General features: G+C 62.4%; 18 protein-coding genes. 7 read left to right on the top strand and 11 right to left on the bottom strand.

Translation table 11 applies throughout. The features are described from left to right. Positions 1-20: 20 nt before the first annotated feature. The 4 genes from FEF26_RS04930 to FEF26_RS04915 are packed head-to-tail and all read left to right on the top strand — an operon-like array spanning position 21 to position 3,637. Positions 21-431 (top strand): PLDc N-terminal domain-containing protein, encoded by a 411-nt coding sequence (locus FEF26_RS04930; RefSeq protein ID WP_138252425.1) that lies wholly within the window; start codon positions 21-23, stop codon positions 429-431. A gap of 1 nt (position 432) precedes the next feature. After that, positions 433-1,377 carry a 1,4-dihydroxy-2-naphthoyl-CoA synthase gene (locus tag FEF26_RS04925; protein ID WP_138252446.1) on the top strand — a complete coding sequence of 315 codons (945 nt, stop codon included), beginning with the start codon at positions 433-435 and terminating at the stop codon, positions 1,375-1,377. A gap of 21 nt (positions 1,378-1,398) precedes the next feature. Continuing rightward, the gene (locus tag FEF26_RS04920; RefSeq protein WP_138252424.1) at positions 1,399-2,679 is read left to right on the top strand and encodes an AMP-binding protein; all 1,281 of its coding nucleotides are present in this window, start codon (positions 1,399-1,401) and stop codon (positions 2,677-2,679) included. After that, complete coding sequence (locus tag FEF26_RS04915; RefSeq protein ID WP_138252423.1) at positions 2,663-3,637, top strand: 1,4-dihydroxy-2-naphthoate polyprenyltransferase; 975 nt, start codon at positions 2,663-2,665, stop codon at positions 3,635-3,637. The genes FEF26_RS04920 and FEF26_RS04915 overlap by 17 nt, the downstream gene beginning before the upstream one ends. A 14-nt stretch (positions 3,638-3,651) precedes the next feature. Here the strand turns inward: FEF26_RS04915 and FEF26_RS04910 are convergent, their stop codons facing one another. From FEF26_RS04910 to FEF26_RS04870, 9 genes are all read right to left on the bottom strand, one after another. Beyond that, a complete protein-coding gene (locus FEF26_RS04910) occupies positions 3,652-4,479 on the bottom strand; it encodes a hypothetical protein (RefSeq protein ID WP_138252422.1) in 828 nt (275 codons plus the stop codon). A gap of 75 nt (positions 4,480-4,554) precedes the next feature. After that, entirely contained in the window at positions 4,555-8,097 is a 3,543-nt protein-coding gene (locus FEF26_RS04905; RefSeq protein ID WP_138252421.1) for a DEAD/DEAH box helicase family protein, read from the bottom strand. 122 nt (positions 8,098-8,219) lie between these two features. Continuing rightward, positions 8,220-8,684: a hypothetical protein gene (locus FEF26_RS04900; protein WP_138252420.1), complete on the bottom strand. Its 465-nt coding sequence runs from the start codon at positions 8,682-8,684 to the stop codon at positions 8,220-8,222. Between the two features lie 284 nt (positions 8,685-8,968). Then, positions 8,969-9,157 carry a hypothetical protein gene (locus FEF26_RS04895; RefSeq protein WP_138252419.1) on the bottom strand — a complete coding sequence of 63 codons (189 nt, stop codon included), beginning with the start codon at positions 9,155-9,157 and terminating at the stop codon, positions 8,969-8,971. Between the two features lie 96 nt (positions 9,158-9,253). Further along, positions 9,254-10,201, bottom strand: coding sequence for a restriction endonuclease (locus FEF26_RS04890; RefSeq protein WP_243730418.1), 948 nt, complete (start codon positions 10,199-10,201; stop codon positions 9,254-9,256). Between the two features lie 11 nt (positions 10,202-10,212). After that, complete coding sequence (locus FEF26_RS04885; protein WP_138252418.1) at positions 10,213-10,548, bottom strand: DUF3024 domain-containing protein; 336 nt, start codon at positions 10,546-10,548, stop codon at positions 10,213-10,215. Positions 10,549-10,551: 3 nt separating this feature from the next. Then, positions 10,552-11,721, bottom strand: coding sequence for a restriction endonuclease subunit S (locus tag FEF26_RS04880; protein ID WP_138252417.1), 1,170 nt, complete (start codon positions 11,719-11,721; stop codon positions 10,552-10,554). Then, positions 11,718-13,256, bottom strand: a complete 1,539-nt coding sequence (locus FEF26_RS04875) for a type I restriction-modification system subunit M (protein ID WP_138252416.1) — start codon at positions 13,254-13,256, stop codon at positions 11,718-11,720. Before FEF26_RS04875 ends, FEF26_RS04880 begins: the two co-directional genes overlap by 4 nt. A 52-nt stretch (positions 13,257-13,308) precedes the next feature. Next, a complete protein-coding gene (locus FEF26_RS04870; protein WP_138252415.1) occupies positions 13,309-13,638 on the bottom strand; it encodes a hypothetical protein in 330 nt (109 codons plus the stop codon). 59 nt (positions 13,639-13,697) lie between these two features. On the opposite strand from FEF26_RS04870, the gene FEF26_RS04865 reads away from it, so the two are divergent. Continuing rightward, entirely contained in the window at positions 13,698-14,711 is a 1,014-nt protein-coding gene (locus FEF26_RS04865; RefSeq protein ID WP_243730417.1) for a DUF2332 domain-containing protein, read from the top strand. On the opposite strand, the gene FEF26_RS04860 is transcribed toward FEF26_RS04865, so the two are convergent. Both FEF26_RS04860 and FEF26_RS04855 read right to left on the bottom strand, forming a co-directional pair. After that, on the bottom strand, positions 14,708-15,202 hold the full coding sequence (locus FEF26_RS04860; protein ID WP_138252414.1) for a hypothetical protein: 495 nt from the start codon (positions 15,200-15,202) through the stop codon (positions 14,708-14,710). The two genes, FEF26_RS04865 and FEF26_RS04860, sit on opposite strands and share 4 nt — an antisense overlap. A gap of 79 nt (positions 15,203-15,281) precedes the next feature. Beyond that, positions 15,282-16,076, bottom strand: a complete 795-nt coding sequence (locus FEF26_RS04855) for a class I SAM-dependent methyltransferase (protein ID WP_138252413.1) — start codon at positions 16,074-16,076, stop codon at positions 15,282-15,284. A 66-nt stretch (positions 16,077-16,142) separates the two neighbouring features. Here FEF26_RS04855 and FEF26_RS04850 point away from each other — a divergent pair, with 66 nt between their 5' ends. Continuing rightward, a complete protein-coding gene (locus FEF26_RS04850; protein ID WP_138252412.1) occupies positions 16,143-17,282 on the top strand; it encodes a zinc-dependent metalloprotease in 1,140 nt (379 codons plus the stop codon). A 10-nt stretch (positions 17,283-17,292) separates the two neighbouring features. Beyond that, positions 17,293-18,312 carry a tRNA lysidine(34) synthetase TilS gene (tilS, locus tag FEF26_RS04845; protein ID WP_138252411.1) on the top strand — a complete coding sequence of 340 codons (1,020 nt, stop codon included), beginning with the start codon at positions 17,293-17,295 and terminating at the stop codon, positions 18,310-18,312. Position 18,313 lies beyond the last annotated feature (1 nt).

Here is an 18,313-nt window from a genome sequence, read left to right as displayed (position 1 = left end):
CGTCTACTACCCTAGATGGCATGGTTCGGGTTTTTATGGCTCTCGGCGTCGTCGCCCTCGGTCTGCTGATCTACAGTACGGTCGACTGCATTCAGACGCCCAAGCACAAAGTACGTGTGCTGCCGAAGATTGCCTGGCTACCCATCATCATTCTGCTTCCGCTGCTCGGCGCCGGGCTCTGGTTGGGCTTCGGCAAGGCCCGCGGTAGCAATGGCGGTGGAGGCGGTCAGCGCAGAGGCCCGGTGGCCCCCGATGACGACCCAGAATTCCTGCGAAAAGTGGAGTTCCAACGCCGCCAAGCCCAGCGCCGCGAAGAAGAGGCCCGCCGTCAGGCGGAGGAGAGTCGAAGAAAGCGTCAAGCTGAGCAGCGGGCCGCTGAGAAGAACCATGAGAAGAAGGACGATGACCGCGGTGCGGAGTCCAGTGACTGACATGACCCTGCCCGGAACCGTCTCCGACACCTTCGACCCGCACCAGTGGCGTGAGGTCGAGGGCTTCGACTTCACGGACATCACCTACCACCGCCGGGTGGAACGTGATCAGGACGGCGCAGTTCTGGGGGATCTGCCGGCCGTACGGGTGGCCTTCGACCGTCCCGAGGTGCGCAATGCCTTCCGCCCGCACACTGTGGACGAGCTGTACCGCGCTTTGGACCACGCACGCATGACACCAGATGTCGGTGCGGTCCTGCTCACCGGTAACGGCCCCTCGCCCAAGGACGGCGGACACTCGTTCTGCTCAGGAGGGGACCAGCGCATCCGCGGCCGGGACGGATACCGGTACGCCGAAGGAGAGACGTCGGAAACTGTCGATCCGGCCAAGGCAGGGCGGCTGCACATCCTTGAGGTTCAGCGGCTGATCCGCACGATGCCGAAGGTCGTCATCGCAGTGGTCAACGGGTGGGCCGCTGGGGGCGGGCACTCACTCCACGTGGTGTGCGACCTGACTGTCGCCTCACGTCAACACGGTAAGTTCAAGCAGACCGACGCCACCGTCGGATCCTTCGACGCCGGCTACGGCTCCGCCCTGCTGGCCAGGCAGGTGGGGCAGAAGAAGGCTCGGGAGATTTTCTTCCTCGCCCGCGAGCACAGCGCACAAGACATGGTGGAGGCAGGTGCAGTCAACGAGGCTGTCGACCACGAGCAACTGGAGACGGTCGCCCTGGAGTACGCCACCGATATCGCCGCGCAGTCCCCGCAGGCGGTGCGTATGCTGAAGTTCGCGTTCAACGCCCCTGATGACGGACTGGCTGGTCAGCAGGTCTTCGCCGGTGAGGCCACCCGCATGGGATACATGACCGATGAAGCGGTCGAGGGCCGCGACGCGTTCCTGCAGAAGCGACAGCCGGACTGGTCCGACTTCCCCTACTACTACTGAAGCTGGCGTCGTCGTTATCCCATGAGTGAGTACTGGTTGCCGAACGCGCTGAAAGCTCTTGAGTCCACACGGCTCGGAGACGGTGCGCCTCTGGAGTTCCTACCGGGCGAGACCGGAGCCGCTCCGAGTTGGACAGACCGCCCTGAAGCGGCCGGCACCGGGGCCGCGGTGGTGGTGCGCACCTCCGGATCCACCGGGACACCCAAGCAGACACTGCTCTCCTGGGACGCGTTGGATGCCTCCGCGCAGATGACGGCCCAGGTACTGGGCGGGCACGGCCAGTGGCTTCTGGCTCTGCACCCCAGTTATGTGGCAGGTCTGGCCGTGCTCTCCCGCAGTCTGGTGGCGGGTACCGAGCCGGTGGCGCTGCTGGAGAACACCACAGACCCGGAGCGTTTCGGCAAGGCCGCTGAGCAGCTCACCGCAGACCGGCGTCTGGTCTCCCTGGTGCCCACTCAGCTTCAGCGGCTGCTCACGGACCCGCCCCGACGGCTGCTGGAAGCACTGCGGCGGTTCGATGCGATCCTGCTCGGCGGGGCTTCCACAAGTGCTGACCTGTTCGACCGCGCACGGAGTCTGGGGCTCAACGTGATCCGCACCTACGGTATGGCCGAGACCTGTGGAGGCTGCGTTTACGACGGATACCCGCTGCCCGGGGTCACCGTGGAGATGGGCACCCACGGACGGGTGCTGCTCTCCGGACCCATGGTCGCCCTGGGGTACCACGAGGCGCCTGAACTCACTGCGGAGAAATTCGAATGGGCTCCTGATGCGCGATCCCCGCAGGCCACGCCAATCCGCATCGGCGAGGGCCACCACCAGGGCAGAGGCCGACGTTTCCGCACCGACGACCTGGGGCAGCTCACCACTGAGCGCGCAGCCGAGGTAGAGAGCATCGCCACAGTGACTGGAGCCGGGCACTCCGCTCAGATCGTCCCGCGATTGACCATCACCGGCCGAGCCGACTCAGTGATCATCACCGGCGGGGTGAAAGTCTCCGCCGAGGAAGTCCGCTGCGCCATAGAGTCCCACCCTGCAGTCAGGGAAGCGTTCGTTGCGGGCATCGAGGATGCCGAGTGGGGGCAGAAGGTGGTCGCTGCAGTGGTGCTCTCGACCGCCTCCCGTGAAGGCAATACGTTCGATGAGTTCGAGGTGCTGCTCAGAGACCGTCTAGGCGCAGCCGCTGTCCCCAAACACTACGAACTGCTCGGGGCGCTGCCCCTGCTGCCCAACGGCAAGCCCGACCGGCAGTCGCTGATTGAGACGCTGACGAAAGGTACCGACCATGGCCACAGCACGTGAATGGGTGACCGGGGCCCGGCCTAGAACGCTGCCGATGGCCATCTGCCCGGTGCTGATCGGTGCCGCAGCCGCTTGGCCCCAATACCTGGGGCCCCTGGACTTCGCCACTGTGGACCGTCTGCCGCCCAACGTCAACGCGCTGATCCCTGTGGTGGCACTGTTGGCGCTGGTCGTGGCGCTCGCGCTGCAGGTGGGGGTCAACTACTCCAATGACTACTCCGACGGGGTGCGCGGCACTGACGATGTGCGAGTCGGCCCCCAGCGGCTGACCGCTTCTGGATTGGCTGCCCCCAAGCAGGTGAAGTATGCGGCATTCGGCAGCTTCGGTGTCGCGGGTCTGGCTGGGTTGGGCATGGTGCTGCTGACCCAGGCATGGTGGATCCTCGCCGTCGGGGTGCTCTGCATACTCGCCGCCTGGTGGTACACCGGCGGGTCGAGGCCCTACGGATACCGCGGACTGGGCGAGGTCATGGTGTTCGTGTTCTTCGGGCTGGTTGCCACGCTCGGCACGGCTTTCGCCATCACTGAGGTGGGCCGCGTCCATGGCTTTGTCGTGGAGTTTCCTGCGGCGACAGCCATCATCGGTGGGGTCTCACACGGACTGATTGCCTCAGCTCTGCTGATGGCGAACAATGTTCGGGACATTCCCACCGATGCTGAGGTGGGCAAGAACACGCTGGCGGTCCGTTTCGGGCAGACCGGCGCCCGGTTGGCCTATTGCCTGATGGTCGCCATTTCTGTGGCGATACCGCTGGGTCTGAGCTTCACCGGCTACAGCCCATGGTTCTGGTTGGTGGTGCTGGCTTGGCCGGTGGCACTACCCCCGCTGATCACCATGTGGCCGTGGCGCAAGACCATGCCTCAGGGTGTGGCGCTCATTCCCGTGCTCCAACAGACCGGGACTCTGGGGTTGGCCTTCGCCGCAGCCTATTCCGCCGCTCTGGTGCTGAGCGCCTAAAGCGTGGGACCGGGTCACTGGCCTTCCAGAAGCAGGCGCGCCAGATCCTCCGCGACTCCCTGACCGCCATGCTCGGCCCGCAGATCCTCATCCATGGAGTGAAGCCGCAGCTTCACGATGGCCCCGGCGTCCGCGTCGTAGAACACCGCTTCCAGTTCGCCACCGTTGCCCGGGTTGGTAGGAAACTCCCGCTCCACTGTGTGAATCTCTGTCCCATGGGCCTGGATTGTCTGGATGTCGTTGACCCGCTCAGGCAGGTCCGGCTGATCTAAGAAGGCGGTGACGGTCTGCTCGGCGTGCTCAACGGAGTCGGTGACCATGAGTTGGGCATTCGGTGCCCAGGACGGCTCATTCTCCGCACGCTGGTCATCCGCGCGCGCCAGGCTGCACAGGTACCGGAAGCTGTCCTCTGTGGAGGGTTCGTTGCCGTAGTTCGTCGTGGGGCGGCCGTAAGAACCGAACCCCGAGAACCTAAACTGCGTCGGCTCATCGAAGAAGTCCGGTTCCTCATCGAAGAGCAGGCATTCATCGGTGAGTTCCTGCACCGGAGCATGCTGGGCGAATCCTTGAGACTCTGGCCACGCATCAGCAGTCCTGGTGATCCACTCCTGAGGGATATTCAGCTCATCGGAATCGTCACCGCTGTCGGTCTGCGACCCGTTCTGCGAGTCCGGTTCTTCTGCGCCGCTGCCGTCGGTTTCGGCCTCGGGGGAGGCGCCGTTGGTCTCCGTCTCAGCGGCAGGCGAAGGCTGGTTGTCGCCATCTGATGTGCTCGAATTTCCGCATCCGGCGAGCGCCAGCGTGCTCAGAACCACCGCAGCGAATGGCGTTCGGAGTCGCATGGTCAATAGTTTGCCATGTTTGCACTCGCAAATCAATAGCTGGGAGAGAGTGATCAGATTGGCCCGGTGCCGGTCTCAGGTGGCAAGACGCTCTTCGGTGTCGGTCGATGTGTGCGACGTGGGTTCCGCGCGTCGGCGGATCTCATCGACGATGTCGACGACGACGTCGACGCGGTCGTCACCGATGATGGCGTCTGGAGTGCCGTTGTCGCTGAGTGGGGATTCGTAGAGCGCACTGACGTTCATGGAACCGTTAGCGGTGAGGTAGTCGATGATCTGCCCGATGAAGTGCAGCTGGTCTGCACTGAAGTTCGCCCCGTCGATGAAATCGTTGAAGCTTTCCTGCACAGCTGCACGCTCCAGGCCGACCAGGGAACGGATGAAGAGCCCCAGCCCGTTGGCCTCTTGAGCTGCGCTAAGAACGTCTTCACGGGTGCCGATGCCGGCATCGACGAGCATGTCCTCAAGCGCGCTGAGGTCCTGGCCGGTGAGTTGGCGGTTATGGCGAAGCTTCTGCAGCGCGAGGTTGTCCAAGTGCTCTTCGAGGTACCGGGCTGCCTTAATCCTGAACCGGCGGAGGTCTGTGCCGGGAGTAGTCTGGGCGAGTGCCACTTCCTGGGCTTCGGTGAGCTCATCGCTGAAGCTGGTCTGCACCGGCTTCCAGGTGCGCTTGTCCACATACACCACGAGGTCGCGCACCCGACGCCGAACATCTTCGAGCATCAGCGCTGTCGCATCCTCCCACCAGGGGTCCTCGACGAGTTCCTCGAGCAGCCTCGCCTGGGCCTTGACGGCGGGGACGTTGACCTTGGTGAGCAGATTCTCGGCAATGTCTTGGATTCTGTTGCGCTGGGTGGCCAGAGCGGTGGCGTCGCCAGTGATGTGCCCGAGTTGCGCGCGCAATATGGTGAGGTCAAAGGTCTTGGCTTCTTCTTTGTCCCTTTGGATGCTGGTGGGTAACTGTCCGAGGGTCTCGGAGAGTTCCTGCGCGGCAGCGGGGGAGAGCTGTTCCCATGGCCCTGCCTGCGAGTATGTCTCTACCAGTTCGCGGTGGGGTCGGACCTGAATGTTCTGCGGGTTCAGCCCCATCACGTGTTTTCGAGCGGCATGGCCCACATCGGCATAGAGGTGTTGCGTCCGGTATTCGACACCTTCTACGGTGGCGGATCCCAAGTCCACAGGACCGGTGACGACCGTCGGAGCTCCTTGGCCAGACCCTGACGTGCCCGTGTGGAGGGTTGTCAGCAGCTCCACTCGGTGCCGGAAGAGCCTTTCACTGAGGGTTTGCGGTCGGGCTGCTTCGCGGTCAGGCAGGTCGGCGTTGAAGAACTCGACGTTGCCGCAGAAGTCGAGGATGAGGAATTCGGTCTTGTGATCTCCGGGACCGAACAGATCGAGGCGCTTGCGGGTACCCCGGCCAACCATCTGCCAGAACTTGGTCTTGGAGAAGACGGGTTTGAAGAAGAGGAGGTTGACCACATCGGGGACGTCGATGCCGGTGTCGAGCATGTCCACGGTGATGGCGATGTGTGGCGCTGACTCTGGGACGCTGAAGGAGTCGATGAGCCGCTGGGCGTGTTCCACTTGGTGGCTGATGACCCGGGCGAACTCGCCTCCGTACATGGGATACTGGGTATTGAAGCGTTGGTAGATGAAATCGGCGTGGGCCTGGCTCTTCGCGAAGATGATGGTCTTGCCGAGCATGTCACCACCGGCGACCTTGATCCCCTTATCCATGAGTTCGTTGAGGACCTTGTCCACGGTGTCTGCGTTGAACAGGCGCTGGTTCATCTCGGCGGAGGTGACGGTGTCGGGTATCTCCCCATCTTCGTCCCATTCGAGGGCATCCCACTCCAGTTTCTCGTCTTCGGTGAGGTCGGCGTAGTGGATCCCCCGATCCAAGAAACGGGTGCCGAGCGTGAGGGTCCGCGGTGGAACCAGGTAGCCGTCGGCAATCGCCTCGTCGAGCGGATACGCATCGGTGGGGACGCCTGGCTCCTGATGAAACAGCTGGTAGGTGTTCTTGTCCACCTGGTCTACCGGAGTAGCCGTGAGCCCCAGCAACAGTGAGTCAAACCAGGCAAATATGCTGCCGTACTTTTGGTACACGGACCTGTGGGCCTCATCCACGATGACCAGATCGAAGTACCCAGGGCTGAATGGGCCTGTGCCTTTTTCCGCGTAGTCGCGAATCCGGTTGAGCATTGTCGGGTAGGTAGAGGCGAAGATCCGGGCATCCTGGTCTTTCTCTTCGACCAGGTTCACTGGAGGTTCCTGAGGGAGGTGTTCCTTGAAAGCGTTGACTGCCTGGCGTACTAGCGCCTTTCGGTCCGCGAGGAAAAGTACGCGTTTGACCCAGCCGGCTCGCAACATTTGGTCCACCAGAGCGATCACGGTGCGGGTCTTGCCGGTGCCGGTGGCCATGACCAGCAGGCCTGCTCGGCGTCTTTCGGTGAATGCCTCACCGATCTTGCGGATGGCGCGGGTCTGATAGTGCCGCTCGACAATGTCGGATTTCACCGGAGTCTCGGTCAGCGGGCGACGCCGCCGGCGGGACTGGATGCGCCACCCAAGTTCATCTTTGCGGAGGAAGGCAAGAATTTCCCGCGGCGCGTAGCCGCTTCTTTCTTGGGAGGCAGCGATACCAACGCTTGCACGGTCGTCCCATATTCGCGTGGCGATGCCATTGGTGAAGAAGATCAGGGGCCGTTGCCCGAATTGGGCCTCCAGGGCGTCTGCGTAGATGCGGGCCTGTTCCTGGCCAGCTTCGGGGTTCCGGCTGGTGCGCTTCGCCTCGACCACCGCGAGGGGGAGCCCATCGTCGCCCCAGAGCACGTAGTCGGCATATCGGGTGTCTTCGGAGGTTGCTTCGCGCAGCAGCACCTCGGTCTCGGCGTGATTTCCTGAGACGGTAAGTTCGCCGGCCGCCGTGACGGTCCAGCCCGCTTCTTCCAGGGCGTGGTCGATGAGGTCGCGGCGGGTGGTGGCCTCATCGTAGTCGCGGGTGTCGGCGGCTTGTTTAGTCTGTTGCGCCTGGCGGACCTGGGTGCGGAGCTGCTCTAACTCGTCCTCAAGGGCGCGAGTCCTAGCCGCGGAGTCCTCTAGTTGCTGACGGTAGTCTTCCTGTTCCTGATGGACCTTGGCAGCGAGCTTGCGCAGTTCCTCCACTCGCATCGGTTGACGGCGAGCGGCCAGCTTGGGGTCGAATGCGGCGTGAACGGGCACCGTATCTGGGGTGGTGGAGAAATGCTGGGCGCCCCAGATCAGCACGTGGTGCAGGTCCCGCACCACGTGGAGTGCGACTTCGGAGCGGGGCGCGCGACTGTCGTGGACCGCGGTGTTGCCGACTTTACGAATGAGGTCGAGCTTCTGGATGATTCCTTGACCGCTCAGTTCGCGGAACTGCGCATCGTGGACTCTAGCTGCGAGGTCATCCCGGTAGGGGTCTCCCAGGTCGCGGACCTGGTAGATATGAAGTACCAACTGCTCGATGGCATGACGAGCGTAGAAGCAGGCGCTGCGGGGGTCGTTGCCCATGTACTCTTCTGCTCGCAGGCTCGAGGCGTAGATCTGCGGCCACTGCGCCTCAATGAAGGCGAAATTACTATGGGCCGGCATCTCAGTCCCCCTCACGTGTGTCGGCACTCACTCACACCGTATCGGATCATATCCACGTGCATAGGTAGGCGATGCGAGTGGAAGGTCAGCGGTTTGTGTGCATACCCACTAGCAGGCGCGACCTACAGGGCCTCGAGCCGATCCTGTCGGGGTGAAGGTGCGACGCGGCCAGGTTTGAGAGTCACGGTGTACCCCAGTTCTCGGAGGGCCTCAGCAGCGGTTTCGACTTCATCGCCGATGGCGGCCGCTAGCTGACGCTTTCTGAACTTGATCCGCTGGCGGCGCAGGAGTTCTTTGCCCTGGGCGGCGACGTCCAGTCCGAAATCAACGACGAGCGCTTCGAGGATGTCTTCAAGGCTTGGCCTGAAGCGGTGGCCACCTGTGGGGAAATGGAGGGCCTCTGTGCGCGGAGCCTTCCTTACGCTTCGGGATTTCGGGTGGCCGCGGCCCATTATCCACCCCAACTCAGGGTGATGGGAGTGAACGTTGATATGAGATGCGGGAACGCTGTTGGATCCTCGGTCGTAGTCGAAACGCACCAGAGGTTCGTTCGATGAAGGAAGGTAGTCAGCGTCCGTTTCCGTCACGTCAACAGGGAGTATAGGGAGCACTTGAATAGAGGAGCGCTGAATCGCCATGTACTTCTGATTGGCGCTCCATCGGCAGACGAAGCTGAGAGAAAGGCGCATGACTGGTCGGCTTTGAGCGAGGAAGAGTACGCCCTTTTCTGGTGTGCTGAGAGAGAGGGAGCGTGGAGCTTTCCTCACGGTCACATGGTTTCCAGGACCCGCTAGAGTCGAGACTGCGGCGTTTGTAGTTTCGGCGAAAGTTTCGAGCTCCCGAAGCAGCGGATCGTCAGACACGTAAGTACTCAGGACTCGAGCTGCAGCATCTCGACGATGCTCTCGAGGCGGAAGAGGATGTCCACCTGATCACGGGTTAGGTCCTCGAAGTCTCGCTCAGAGAGCTCCTCGAACGTCAGGCGAGCACGGGCTTCAAGCTCTCGCTTCTCCGTACGTAAGTCTTCAACAGTGACATCGACTATGGGGATCGTGGTCATTGGTCCTCCCTTCTCCTCATTTTACTACTGTACCTATGACAACCCGGAAGCCTTCACTGCGATTCTCGTACTTGTGCTTCTCGTCATGCGAAGCTGTTACTCGAAGAAGTCCTCATCCACCGTGACGACCTCGTATGTCCGCTCGACGTGGACGCCGACCCTGTACTTGATCATCAGCGATGTGAGCCGCTCGCCGTCGATGAGCACAATTCGGGTGGGCAGGTTTTCCGCGTATTCGCGTGCGTGCCGGGTGAAGTGGCTCGTGGTGATGAACACGCCTTTGTTGGCACCGCGCCCGTGGAGAGCACCGATGAAGGCTTGGAGGGTTTCTCGACTGATGCTGTTGCCGGTGGTGTACCGCTTTGCCTGGATGTAAACGCGTTCGAGACCGAGCGGGTCTTGGTCTACGAAGCCGTCGATGCCACCATCGGCAATTCCACCGACCTTGAGGCCGCGCTGTTCTGCGCCGCCGTAGTCCATCGCTAGCAGGAGTTTGACCACGGCATCCTCGAAGAAGTCGGGTGTGCCGTCTTGGAGGCGTTGGAGGAGTTCGTCTGCTGCGGTGCGTTGGAGTTCATCGATGGCGCCAGATATTCGGTCTTCGGGGGTGGAGTCGTCGCCGGGCTCACCAGTCTCCTGGGCGACCTGCATCCCTGCTTCTGTGCGCCGTGCGGCACGTGCCTCTGCATGGGCAACCCATGAGGGGAACTCTCGCAGGTCTGTCAGTGTGATGCTCTTCGGATGGTCTTTAAGCGCTTGATGTCCAACCTCTGTGATTTGGTATGCGCCCCTGGCTGGGCGCTCCACGGCTCCGGCTTGAGTCAGCGCCGACGTTGCCCACCCAATCCGGTTGTCTACCTTCGACTGGCCGGATTTTAGGATTACGCTCAGCTGATCTTCGGTTATTCCTGTTGCCGCTGTGGTGGCTGTCCGCAGTGCACGCCGTGAGTATGTCTCTCCATCGGAGAGGACTTGGAGGACCGGGTGCATGAACTCGTGCCATTTCGGGATATCGAGAGCGGATTCGTCAGAGATGGTCATCATCACCTCTCGCGTCAGCCCCAAAAGATGGGGTCGTTGGTGGATTCTAGGAACGCCAGCACTTCTCGGACATTTGCCGTCGGCTGGAACCACGGATAGGCGTGGAACTTGAGGTTGCGGTCGCGCCAGTAGATGGACCACAGTCCGGTGCGTGTGGTGTAGCGCAGTCTGGCGATAGGAAGACGTGACCACTCGGTGAGGTGCGGGCTGTAGGGCGGATGGCATTCGAGGATGTCAACATGCCGGTTCGTCACGTCGCACTCGATGCGAATGCGGTCCTTCAGGTGCTCAGGAACGCGTTGGTCGCACCACTCAGCGATGCGCTCGGTGTCGGAGGCGGGGACGGCCATGAGTCAGAGCTCCCCTCGGAAGGCGCGTGACTGGAGGGAGGCGAATAAATCGGTCGCCCGCTGACAACGCTGTTCGGAGCGGCGTCGAGATGCTCGAGTTGCTTCCGTCATGCGCTGGATCTGGTTTACGGTTGAGCCGAGCAGGCGAGGAAACGGCAGATCGCGTACGGCCTTCTGGTTGATGTTCAACATTGTGATCCCCGACGCAGAGTTCTTGAGGATGCGCCGAGCGCCTTGGGTGCGCAAGTACGCGGCCATGAAGGCGCCGACTTCAGGTCCCGATTTTGGTCGAAGAAGCATGGACCCTGTACCGCATAGCGCAGGTAGGTCGGAGTCGTTCACAACGGCAGCTCGACCGATGTCTCCTCGTCGTCCAAGGACAACGTCTCCTGCCCGAACCTTGTAGGGACTGAGCTCGTGTGCCTTCGCCGGCGAGACCATCTCCATCTGGGCGATTCGTAGTTCCCCGTCTCGAATGTGCTTGGGGTTGACGACCGGAATTCCGGCAGGAACATAGTCAGTCTTGTGCAATGCTGACCCGAATGGGCCAGTTCGAATATCGGCATAATCGCCTAGTCGGGCAGCATCGCTACGGCCAGACCAATCGGCGGCCAGCGATTCTGCTGCTGCTTCGAGGACGGAAAATGAAGCTGCCGTGGCCGACTGCACCGAGTTGAGGAAATGTTGCGCTTGGTCCAGGATGGCGGCGATGCGGCGTTGTTCGTCGAGGGGTGGGAGTGGGAGCCGGAGATCCATGAGCGACTTCGGCTTGAGTCTCGGAAGATTAGCACCCGCCGACCTGGCGGTGAGTTTTTCAATAACCTTGCGCTGCCGCAGGTAGTGCAAGAGGTAGCGCTGCTCGAGATGGTTTCCGGTTGCCAAAGGCAATATGTCTGTGCTCGCGACTCCGAAGAAGGGGGCGACGGTTATCTTGGCCAGGTAGGGGCGCAGTTTCCCGACCAAAATGTGGTCGGGGGTGTAGAGCACCTTTGAGCTTCTGACTCCAGCCTCGCCGACAGTAGGAACATGCAGTAATCGGCCCCCAGCTTCAATGTGTTCGAGGCCAATGTAACGGGTAGAAGCAAGGATATTTCGAGGGTCCACACCTCGGCGATCAATGGAAGCAACCTCCCCCAACGCCACCTTCGTCCAGCCTTTGGGCAGCTCGCTCACTTCAGCATTTCCTTCAGCTCGGCGAGGCCAGTGCGGATCTCATCGTCGAGTTTCTCCAGCTCCTCGATGATTTCCAGAGGGTCCTGATGATCCTCCTCCTCGAAGACGATTTCTTTGTACCGGTTGATCGAAAGGTCGTAGTCGTTCCCCACGATCTCCTCACGTGGCACGGTGAAGCTCTGCTCGGTTCTCGCGCGTTCGCGCTCTGCGCCTTCCCGATGCGCCCAGCGGCTGAGCACATCGGGAAGGTTGTTCTTGGCGTGCTCCTCCGCGCTGAGCGGATTCTCCGGATGCGCCCCCGATTTCTCAACGTCCAGCAGGGGAGTGCGTTTGTCGTCCAGGCTCATCCCATCAGCAGTGACCTCGTAGAACCACACCTCATCGGTGGCTCCGATGCCACCGTCCTCGGCGTTGGTCTTGGTGAAGAACAGCACTGCCGTAGAGACCCCTGCGTAGGGCTTGAACACACCCGAGGGCAACTTCACCACTGCATCCAGCTTCTGCCCGTCCACCAGCTGACGGCGTAGATCCTTGTGCGCCTTCGAGGAGCCGAACAGCACGCCGTCGGGCACGATTACCGCGGCCCGTCCGCCAGGCTGGAGCAGTCGAAGGAAAAGCGCCAGGAACAGCAGCTCTGTTTTCTTGGTCTTCACCACGTTCAGCAGATCACGGGACGTGGACTCATAGTCCAGACTCCCCGCAAACGGAGGATTGGCCAGCACCAGGGAGAAGTCATCCGCCTCGCCGATCGCACCCTCCGAGAGCGAATCGCGGTACCGGATGTCTGGATGCTCCACCCCGTGGAGCATCATGTTCATGGAGCCGATGCGCAGCATGGTCGAATCGAAGTCATACCCATGGAACATGTCCTCATGGAACTGGCGGTTCCACTCCGGTTTGTACAGCTGCTGCTCGTATGTCTCGCGTACATACTCCGAGGCGGAGACCAGGAACCCGCCAGTACCGCAGGCCGGGTCGACGATCCGATCACCAGGCTTCGGGTTTGTCATTGCCACCATCAACTCGATGATGTGCCGCGGGGTGCGGAACTGCCCGTTGGTTCCCGAGGTGGAGATCTTCGAGAGCATGTACTCATACAAGTCCCCGTTGGTATCCCGGCGGTCCATCGGGAGTGAATTCAACAGGTCCACGACTCGGGTGAGGATCCCTGCCTTTTCCGCGTTGATGGTGAACCGCGCGTTACGCATGTGATCCGAATAGGTGGACTCATCGGCCCCCAAGTTCTGCAGCAGAGGGAAGACTTCGTCTGCAATCAACCGGTGCATGGTCTGCGCATCCTTGTTCTTGAGTTCCTGCCACCGTAGATGATGCTGATCCTCGCGAAAGAACGCCTTTTCGGCCGGGTTGCCGGTGCGCCGGGCCTTCTGCTCCTGCGCAGTCTGCAGGTCGTCCAGCCGCCTAATAAACAGCAGATACGTGATCTGCTCGATGATCTCCAACGGATTCGACATGCCACCGGTCCAGAACGCATCCCAGATCCGGTCGATCTTGCTCTTGAGCTCTCCAGTCACCATGATAGCCACCCTATCGAGAGGGTCAGACCCGGTTCGGCACCGAAGTGGAGTACTACAATTGGGGCGGTCGCGGTGTGCCCGGCTTGGGGTCCTCGTTGTCGTTGTCTTTGCGGTTCTTCTCCAGCTCTTCGAGCCGGGCTTCGAGCATCTCGATCCGCCAACGGTCCTCGGCTGCGAGGTTGACCTCAGACTTGCTGGGAATGCTGTGCTCGATCTCGGCGGAGTCGGAGCCTGTTTCCAACTCGTCGACCCGTTTCCTGAGTTTCTTCACCTCGTCGTCATCGCTGCCGCCTGGCAACGGCCTGCCGGTGGCCATGCTGATGATCTGGGTGATCCCGAACACCAGGATTGCGACGATGGCGATCCACGCAAACCAAGGCATGGTGCCAGATTAGCAACTGATGCCTCACCGCGTCTGCGAGAGTGCGTATGCTCTCTGGGATGCAGGAGATCGACATTGATGACTTGGGGAGGATTCAGCAGTTCTACCGGCACTTCGCTCAGGTGGAGGCGGCAGAGGTCTCCGCCCTCTACGCCGAATGGGCCGCAGCCGTCGCGCAGGACCACCAGGTGCTGGAGCTGCTGCTGGAACTCGAACCCGCCAAACGGCAGCCGAACCTCCTCTTCGCCGCAGCCAGAGTGCATGGTGTTCCTCTGGTTCCCTGGCCACAGGCGCGTCAGGTCCTTCTTCCCCGTTGGGAGCATGTGCGCGACACCATGCGCCGCCGACGCACCCAGACCAATGAAGCCGGCAGAATCGCGGTGCTGAACCTGGCCTTTGCACAGATCGCCGCTGAGACCGGAAAGCCGCTGGCCCTGATTGAGGTCGGCTGCTCCGCTGGACTCTGCCTCTATCCGGATGCCTGGCCCATCGGATACACCACTGGAGACGACGACGCCGCCTTACTCGCCCCATCGGGCAGACTCACCTCCTCTGTGCAGCTGAACTGCGAACTCCGTGGTGTGGACGCCCCGGACCGCCTCCCCGAGGTGGCATGGCGGGCAGGGATCGACCTCAATCCGCTTGAACTCACTGATGCGGCCGACCGTCAGTGGCTGGAGGCCCTGGTCTGGCCGGGGATGGAGTACCGGTTGGAGCGCATCACCGCTGGTGCTCAGTTGGTGGCTGCCGATCCTCCTCTGCTGGTATCCGGCGACCTCAATGCGGAACTTCCTGACCTGCTGGCGCAGGTGCCTCAGGGCACCGTCCCGGTGGTCTTCCATTCCGCGGTGCTGGTCTACCTCCCAGCTCAGGATCGGCAGAGGTTCGTCCAGCTGGTGCGCGGCTCAGGTGCACGGTGGGTGAGTAACGAGGGACTGGGCGTCTTCCCGGAGATCGCAGACCAGATTCCTGGCGAGGACCCAGAGCGTTCCGGTTTTGTTCTTTCCCTGGATGGGCAACCGCTGGCCCGGTCTGGCCCTCATGGTCAGTACCTCGAGAGTCTCAGGCGCTAGTCCTCATCTGAGAGACTCGAGCTGATCTCCGGCTTCGGCGCGTGGCCCAGCGCGGCGCGGAGAGTAGCGACAGTCAGAGCCGAGACGGAGAGTAAGCTGAGCACAAGACCAAGACGGCTTTCCTCAGCGAACTGGTTGTACAGCGCTGGCGCCACAAAGGAGATAGTGGAGAAGAAGGCGAAGAACAGGGCGAAGTACGCGCCGGTCGGGATGTTCTCCTGCCATCCCTTCGAGCGGAACCCGTAGGCGCGGACGAAGTAGTGCAGAGAGGTTAACAGAGCCGCGAAGGAAAGGATCAGCCCGGACCAGCCGATCCAGTCGTTCTCCGCCCGACTGTGTCCAACGAAGTACAGCCCTGAGGCGAAGAACACTGCGAGGCCGACCGTGGCCCAGGCGTCATGTGGTGGCCCCAAGGGCGGTTTGGGGTCAGGATCTTTCACCGCATCCGAGAGGGACTGCCGTTCGTGTGTGTCACGGCCTGCGGGGCTCATCAGAACTTCCTCTCCCGTCGCGTCGTCGTCCTGGTTCCGTATTCCACCGTAGACGGAATGCAGCCAGGTCTGAAAGGTCTCATGAGGGCTTACGGGCCAACAGGATCAGCTCGGGGGAGTCAGGCGTCACCGAGGATCGATCCCAGTCACCCCAGGTCTGCTCCACAGTGAAGCCGGCCTGGTGGAGAGAATCGCGTAGCACAGGAAGCGGCCGGTAGCGCAGCGGCTCGTCAGCTGTGAGGTACCGGCCGTCGGGGAGAATATTATGCCCCCGTGCGGTGATCAGGGGCCCATCGGCGTCGTCGTGCTCTATCCTCACCACCTCAAGCCATGAAGTGAACTCACCACCCTCAGGGTGCTCCTGAGTCTCCCGAGTGGATTCTTCGTCCCAGGCGTCATGATCGAGACCGTGCGGATTGCGGGACTCGAACGCCAGGAAACCGCCGGGCTCCAGCGCGCGGTACGCATCACTGAGTGCGGTGTCCCATTCGGCGCGGTAGAGGAAGTACTGGGCCACATGCCCCATCATGATGGCGGCGTCGAAGGAGGAGGGATTCACCTGGTCCGCTGTGCCCTGGATGAGATCCACGCGGTGTTCCGCGGAAGCCTTCCGCACACGGCGGCGCGCGGTGGCGATCATCGCACCGGCCGGGTCAACACCGGTGACGTGGAGGCCATCGCGGGCCAGGGCCACCGCCAGGACACCGGTGCCGCACCCAATGTCCACCACACGGCGCCCACCGAGCTCGAGGACCAGCTCCCGGTAGAAGTCGAAGTCCCACAGTCCCTGGTTCTCCACATCGTAGAGCCTCACGAACTCCGGATCCTCCGTCCAGGGATGAGGCAGGGCATGCGGTTCAGGGTGCGCGGACATGGCGTTAAACCTATCGTGAGCGGTTACGGGCAGCTGACAGCCAGGCTCCTATGGTGTGATGGACCTATGACTTCACCGGCCGATCTGATCATCAACTGGGACGTGGCACAATCCGCAGCAGCTCGTCTGGTTCCGCCGGGGCCGCCGCTGAAGCCCCCAGCAGCCGCACAAGAAGTCGCTGATCTGCGTCAGTCAGCTGCCGAGGCCGTCAGCTATGTCCACACCATCACCGGGCTGAGTGCCGCTGAGGGACTGGGCGCTGACCAGCGTGATGTGCTGGTGGTGGACCGGCCCGGATGGTCCGCGGCCAACACTGACAGTTTCCGCAAACTTCTCAGACCGGCTCTCGAGGCAGCCGCGGAGAAGAAGCCACAGCTGTTCAGTGAAGGCTCCAGCGCGCAGGTGCTGGGCTCAGCCGCCGCCGGAGCCGAGCTGGGCGGAATCCTCGCCTTCCTCTCCGCCAATGTGCTCGGCCAGTTCGACCCCTTTCACACCTCGGAGCAGGCCCCGGCCGGCCGGCTGCTCCTGGTGGCGCCCAATATTGTGGAGATCGCCAAGCAGCTCAACGTGGACCGCAGTGATTTCCGGCTCTGGGTCTGCCTGCACGAACAGACTCACCGCGTGCAGTTCGCCGCCGCCCCGTGGCTGCGGGACCACCTGATGTCTTCGATCAGCACACTGTCAATTTCCACTATGAGCCAGGCTGACGCGCTGCCGCAGCGGATCGCCGAAGCGGTCAAGGGTCTGCGGCAGGAACTGAAACAGCAGAAATCCGGCGGACAGGGCGACGCCGCGGCTGAGACCCACCCCCGCAACCGCCTCCTGGAGGCAATTCAGTCTCCCGAAGACCGGGAGATCATGTCCCATCTCACCGCGGTGATGAGCCTGCTGGAGGGCCATGCGAATGTGGTGATGGACGCCGTCGACGCCTCCATCGTGCCCACCGTCAAGACCATCCGCCGCCGGTTCGAGCAGCGCGGAAAGAACCGTTCCCCACTGGAGAAAGTGATCCGCAAACTTCTGCAGCTGGATGCCAAGGCCGCCCAGTACCGCGACGGGCAGAAGTTCGTGGGCCACATCGTCGAGACCGTCGGCATGGAACGCTTCAACACCATCTGGGAGTCCCCGGAACACCTCCCCACCGAAACTGAGCTGCATAACCCCGATGACTGGATCGGAAGAATGGGCTTCACCCCGCAGGGGTAGGGTGGCGGCGATGCCAGGAGCTCCGTCAGCGTTGCATTCGGCGCGCAAGGCCGCCGGCGACATGCTTGACCAGCAGGGTCTGACCCTGGTGGCCTGCTCAGGGGGAGCCGATTCCCTGGCGCTCGCCGCCGCGGCGGCCTGGCACCATCAGCGCACCAGCGGCCCCTCGGCGACCGCCCGCGTAGGCGGCATCGTGGTGGATCACCACCTGCACCCGGACTCCGTGGAGATCTCAGGCAGAGCGGTCAGCCAACTCAAAGACCTAGGACTTGACCCCGTCAGGATCTACCCTGCGACGGTCCGCTCCGATTCTCCGTTGGGGCCGGAAGCTGCTGCGCGGACCGGCCGTTATCAGGCTTTCCGGGAAGCGATGCAGGACCTCGGCGCCACCAGAATCATGCTGGCCCACACCAAGGACGACCAGGTCGAACAGGTGCTTCTGGGCCTGGCCCGCGGTTCCGGGACCCGGTCCCTGGCGGGGATTCCGGCGGCGCGCGGCCCATTCCGCAGGCCGCTGCTGGACCTCAGTCGAGCAGATACTGAATCCATCTGCCGCCACCATGGACTGGACTGGTGGGACGATCCTGCCAACGCCGACCCCAGATACCTGCGCTCGAAGATCCGTACGCAGGTTCTTCCCTATCTGGAACGGGAACTCTCCGGCTCCATCCGGGAGTCACTGGCCCGTACCGCAAAGATCGCCGCGGCTGACGCCGATTACCTGGAGTCCCAGGCCAAAGACGTGTTTCCCGCCCTCCTTGAGGACCCGGACCATACCGGCGCGCTCCGCTTGAAGCTCAAGGCCCTGCGGGCCGAACCGCCTGCCATCCGCCGACGGGTGATCGCCCTGGCGGTGGCCGCAGCCGGGGGACCCAACCCCAGCTTCGAGCGACTCTCAGCGACCGAGAAACTGGTGACCGGCAGCCGCTCCGCGGGCCCTGTGGAGTTGGAGGGACACATCCGAGTTCACCGTGGTGCGCGTCAGAGCCCGGACTATGGAAAACTGGTGATCGTTCCGCCATCAGGGTGAG

It is taken from the genome of Nesterenkonia salmonea, from assembly GCF_005771525.1.
Lineage (GTDB): Bacteria > Actinomycetota > Actinomycetes > Actinomycetales > Micrococcaceae > Nesterenkonia > Nesterenkonia salmonea.
Note: the sequence above shows the minus strand (reverse complement) of the source record. Positions and strands in the feature narration are given on the sequence as shown.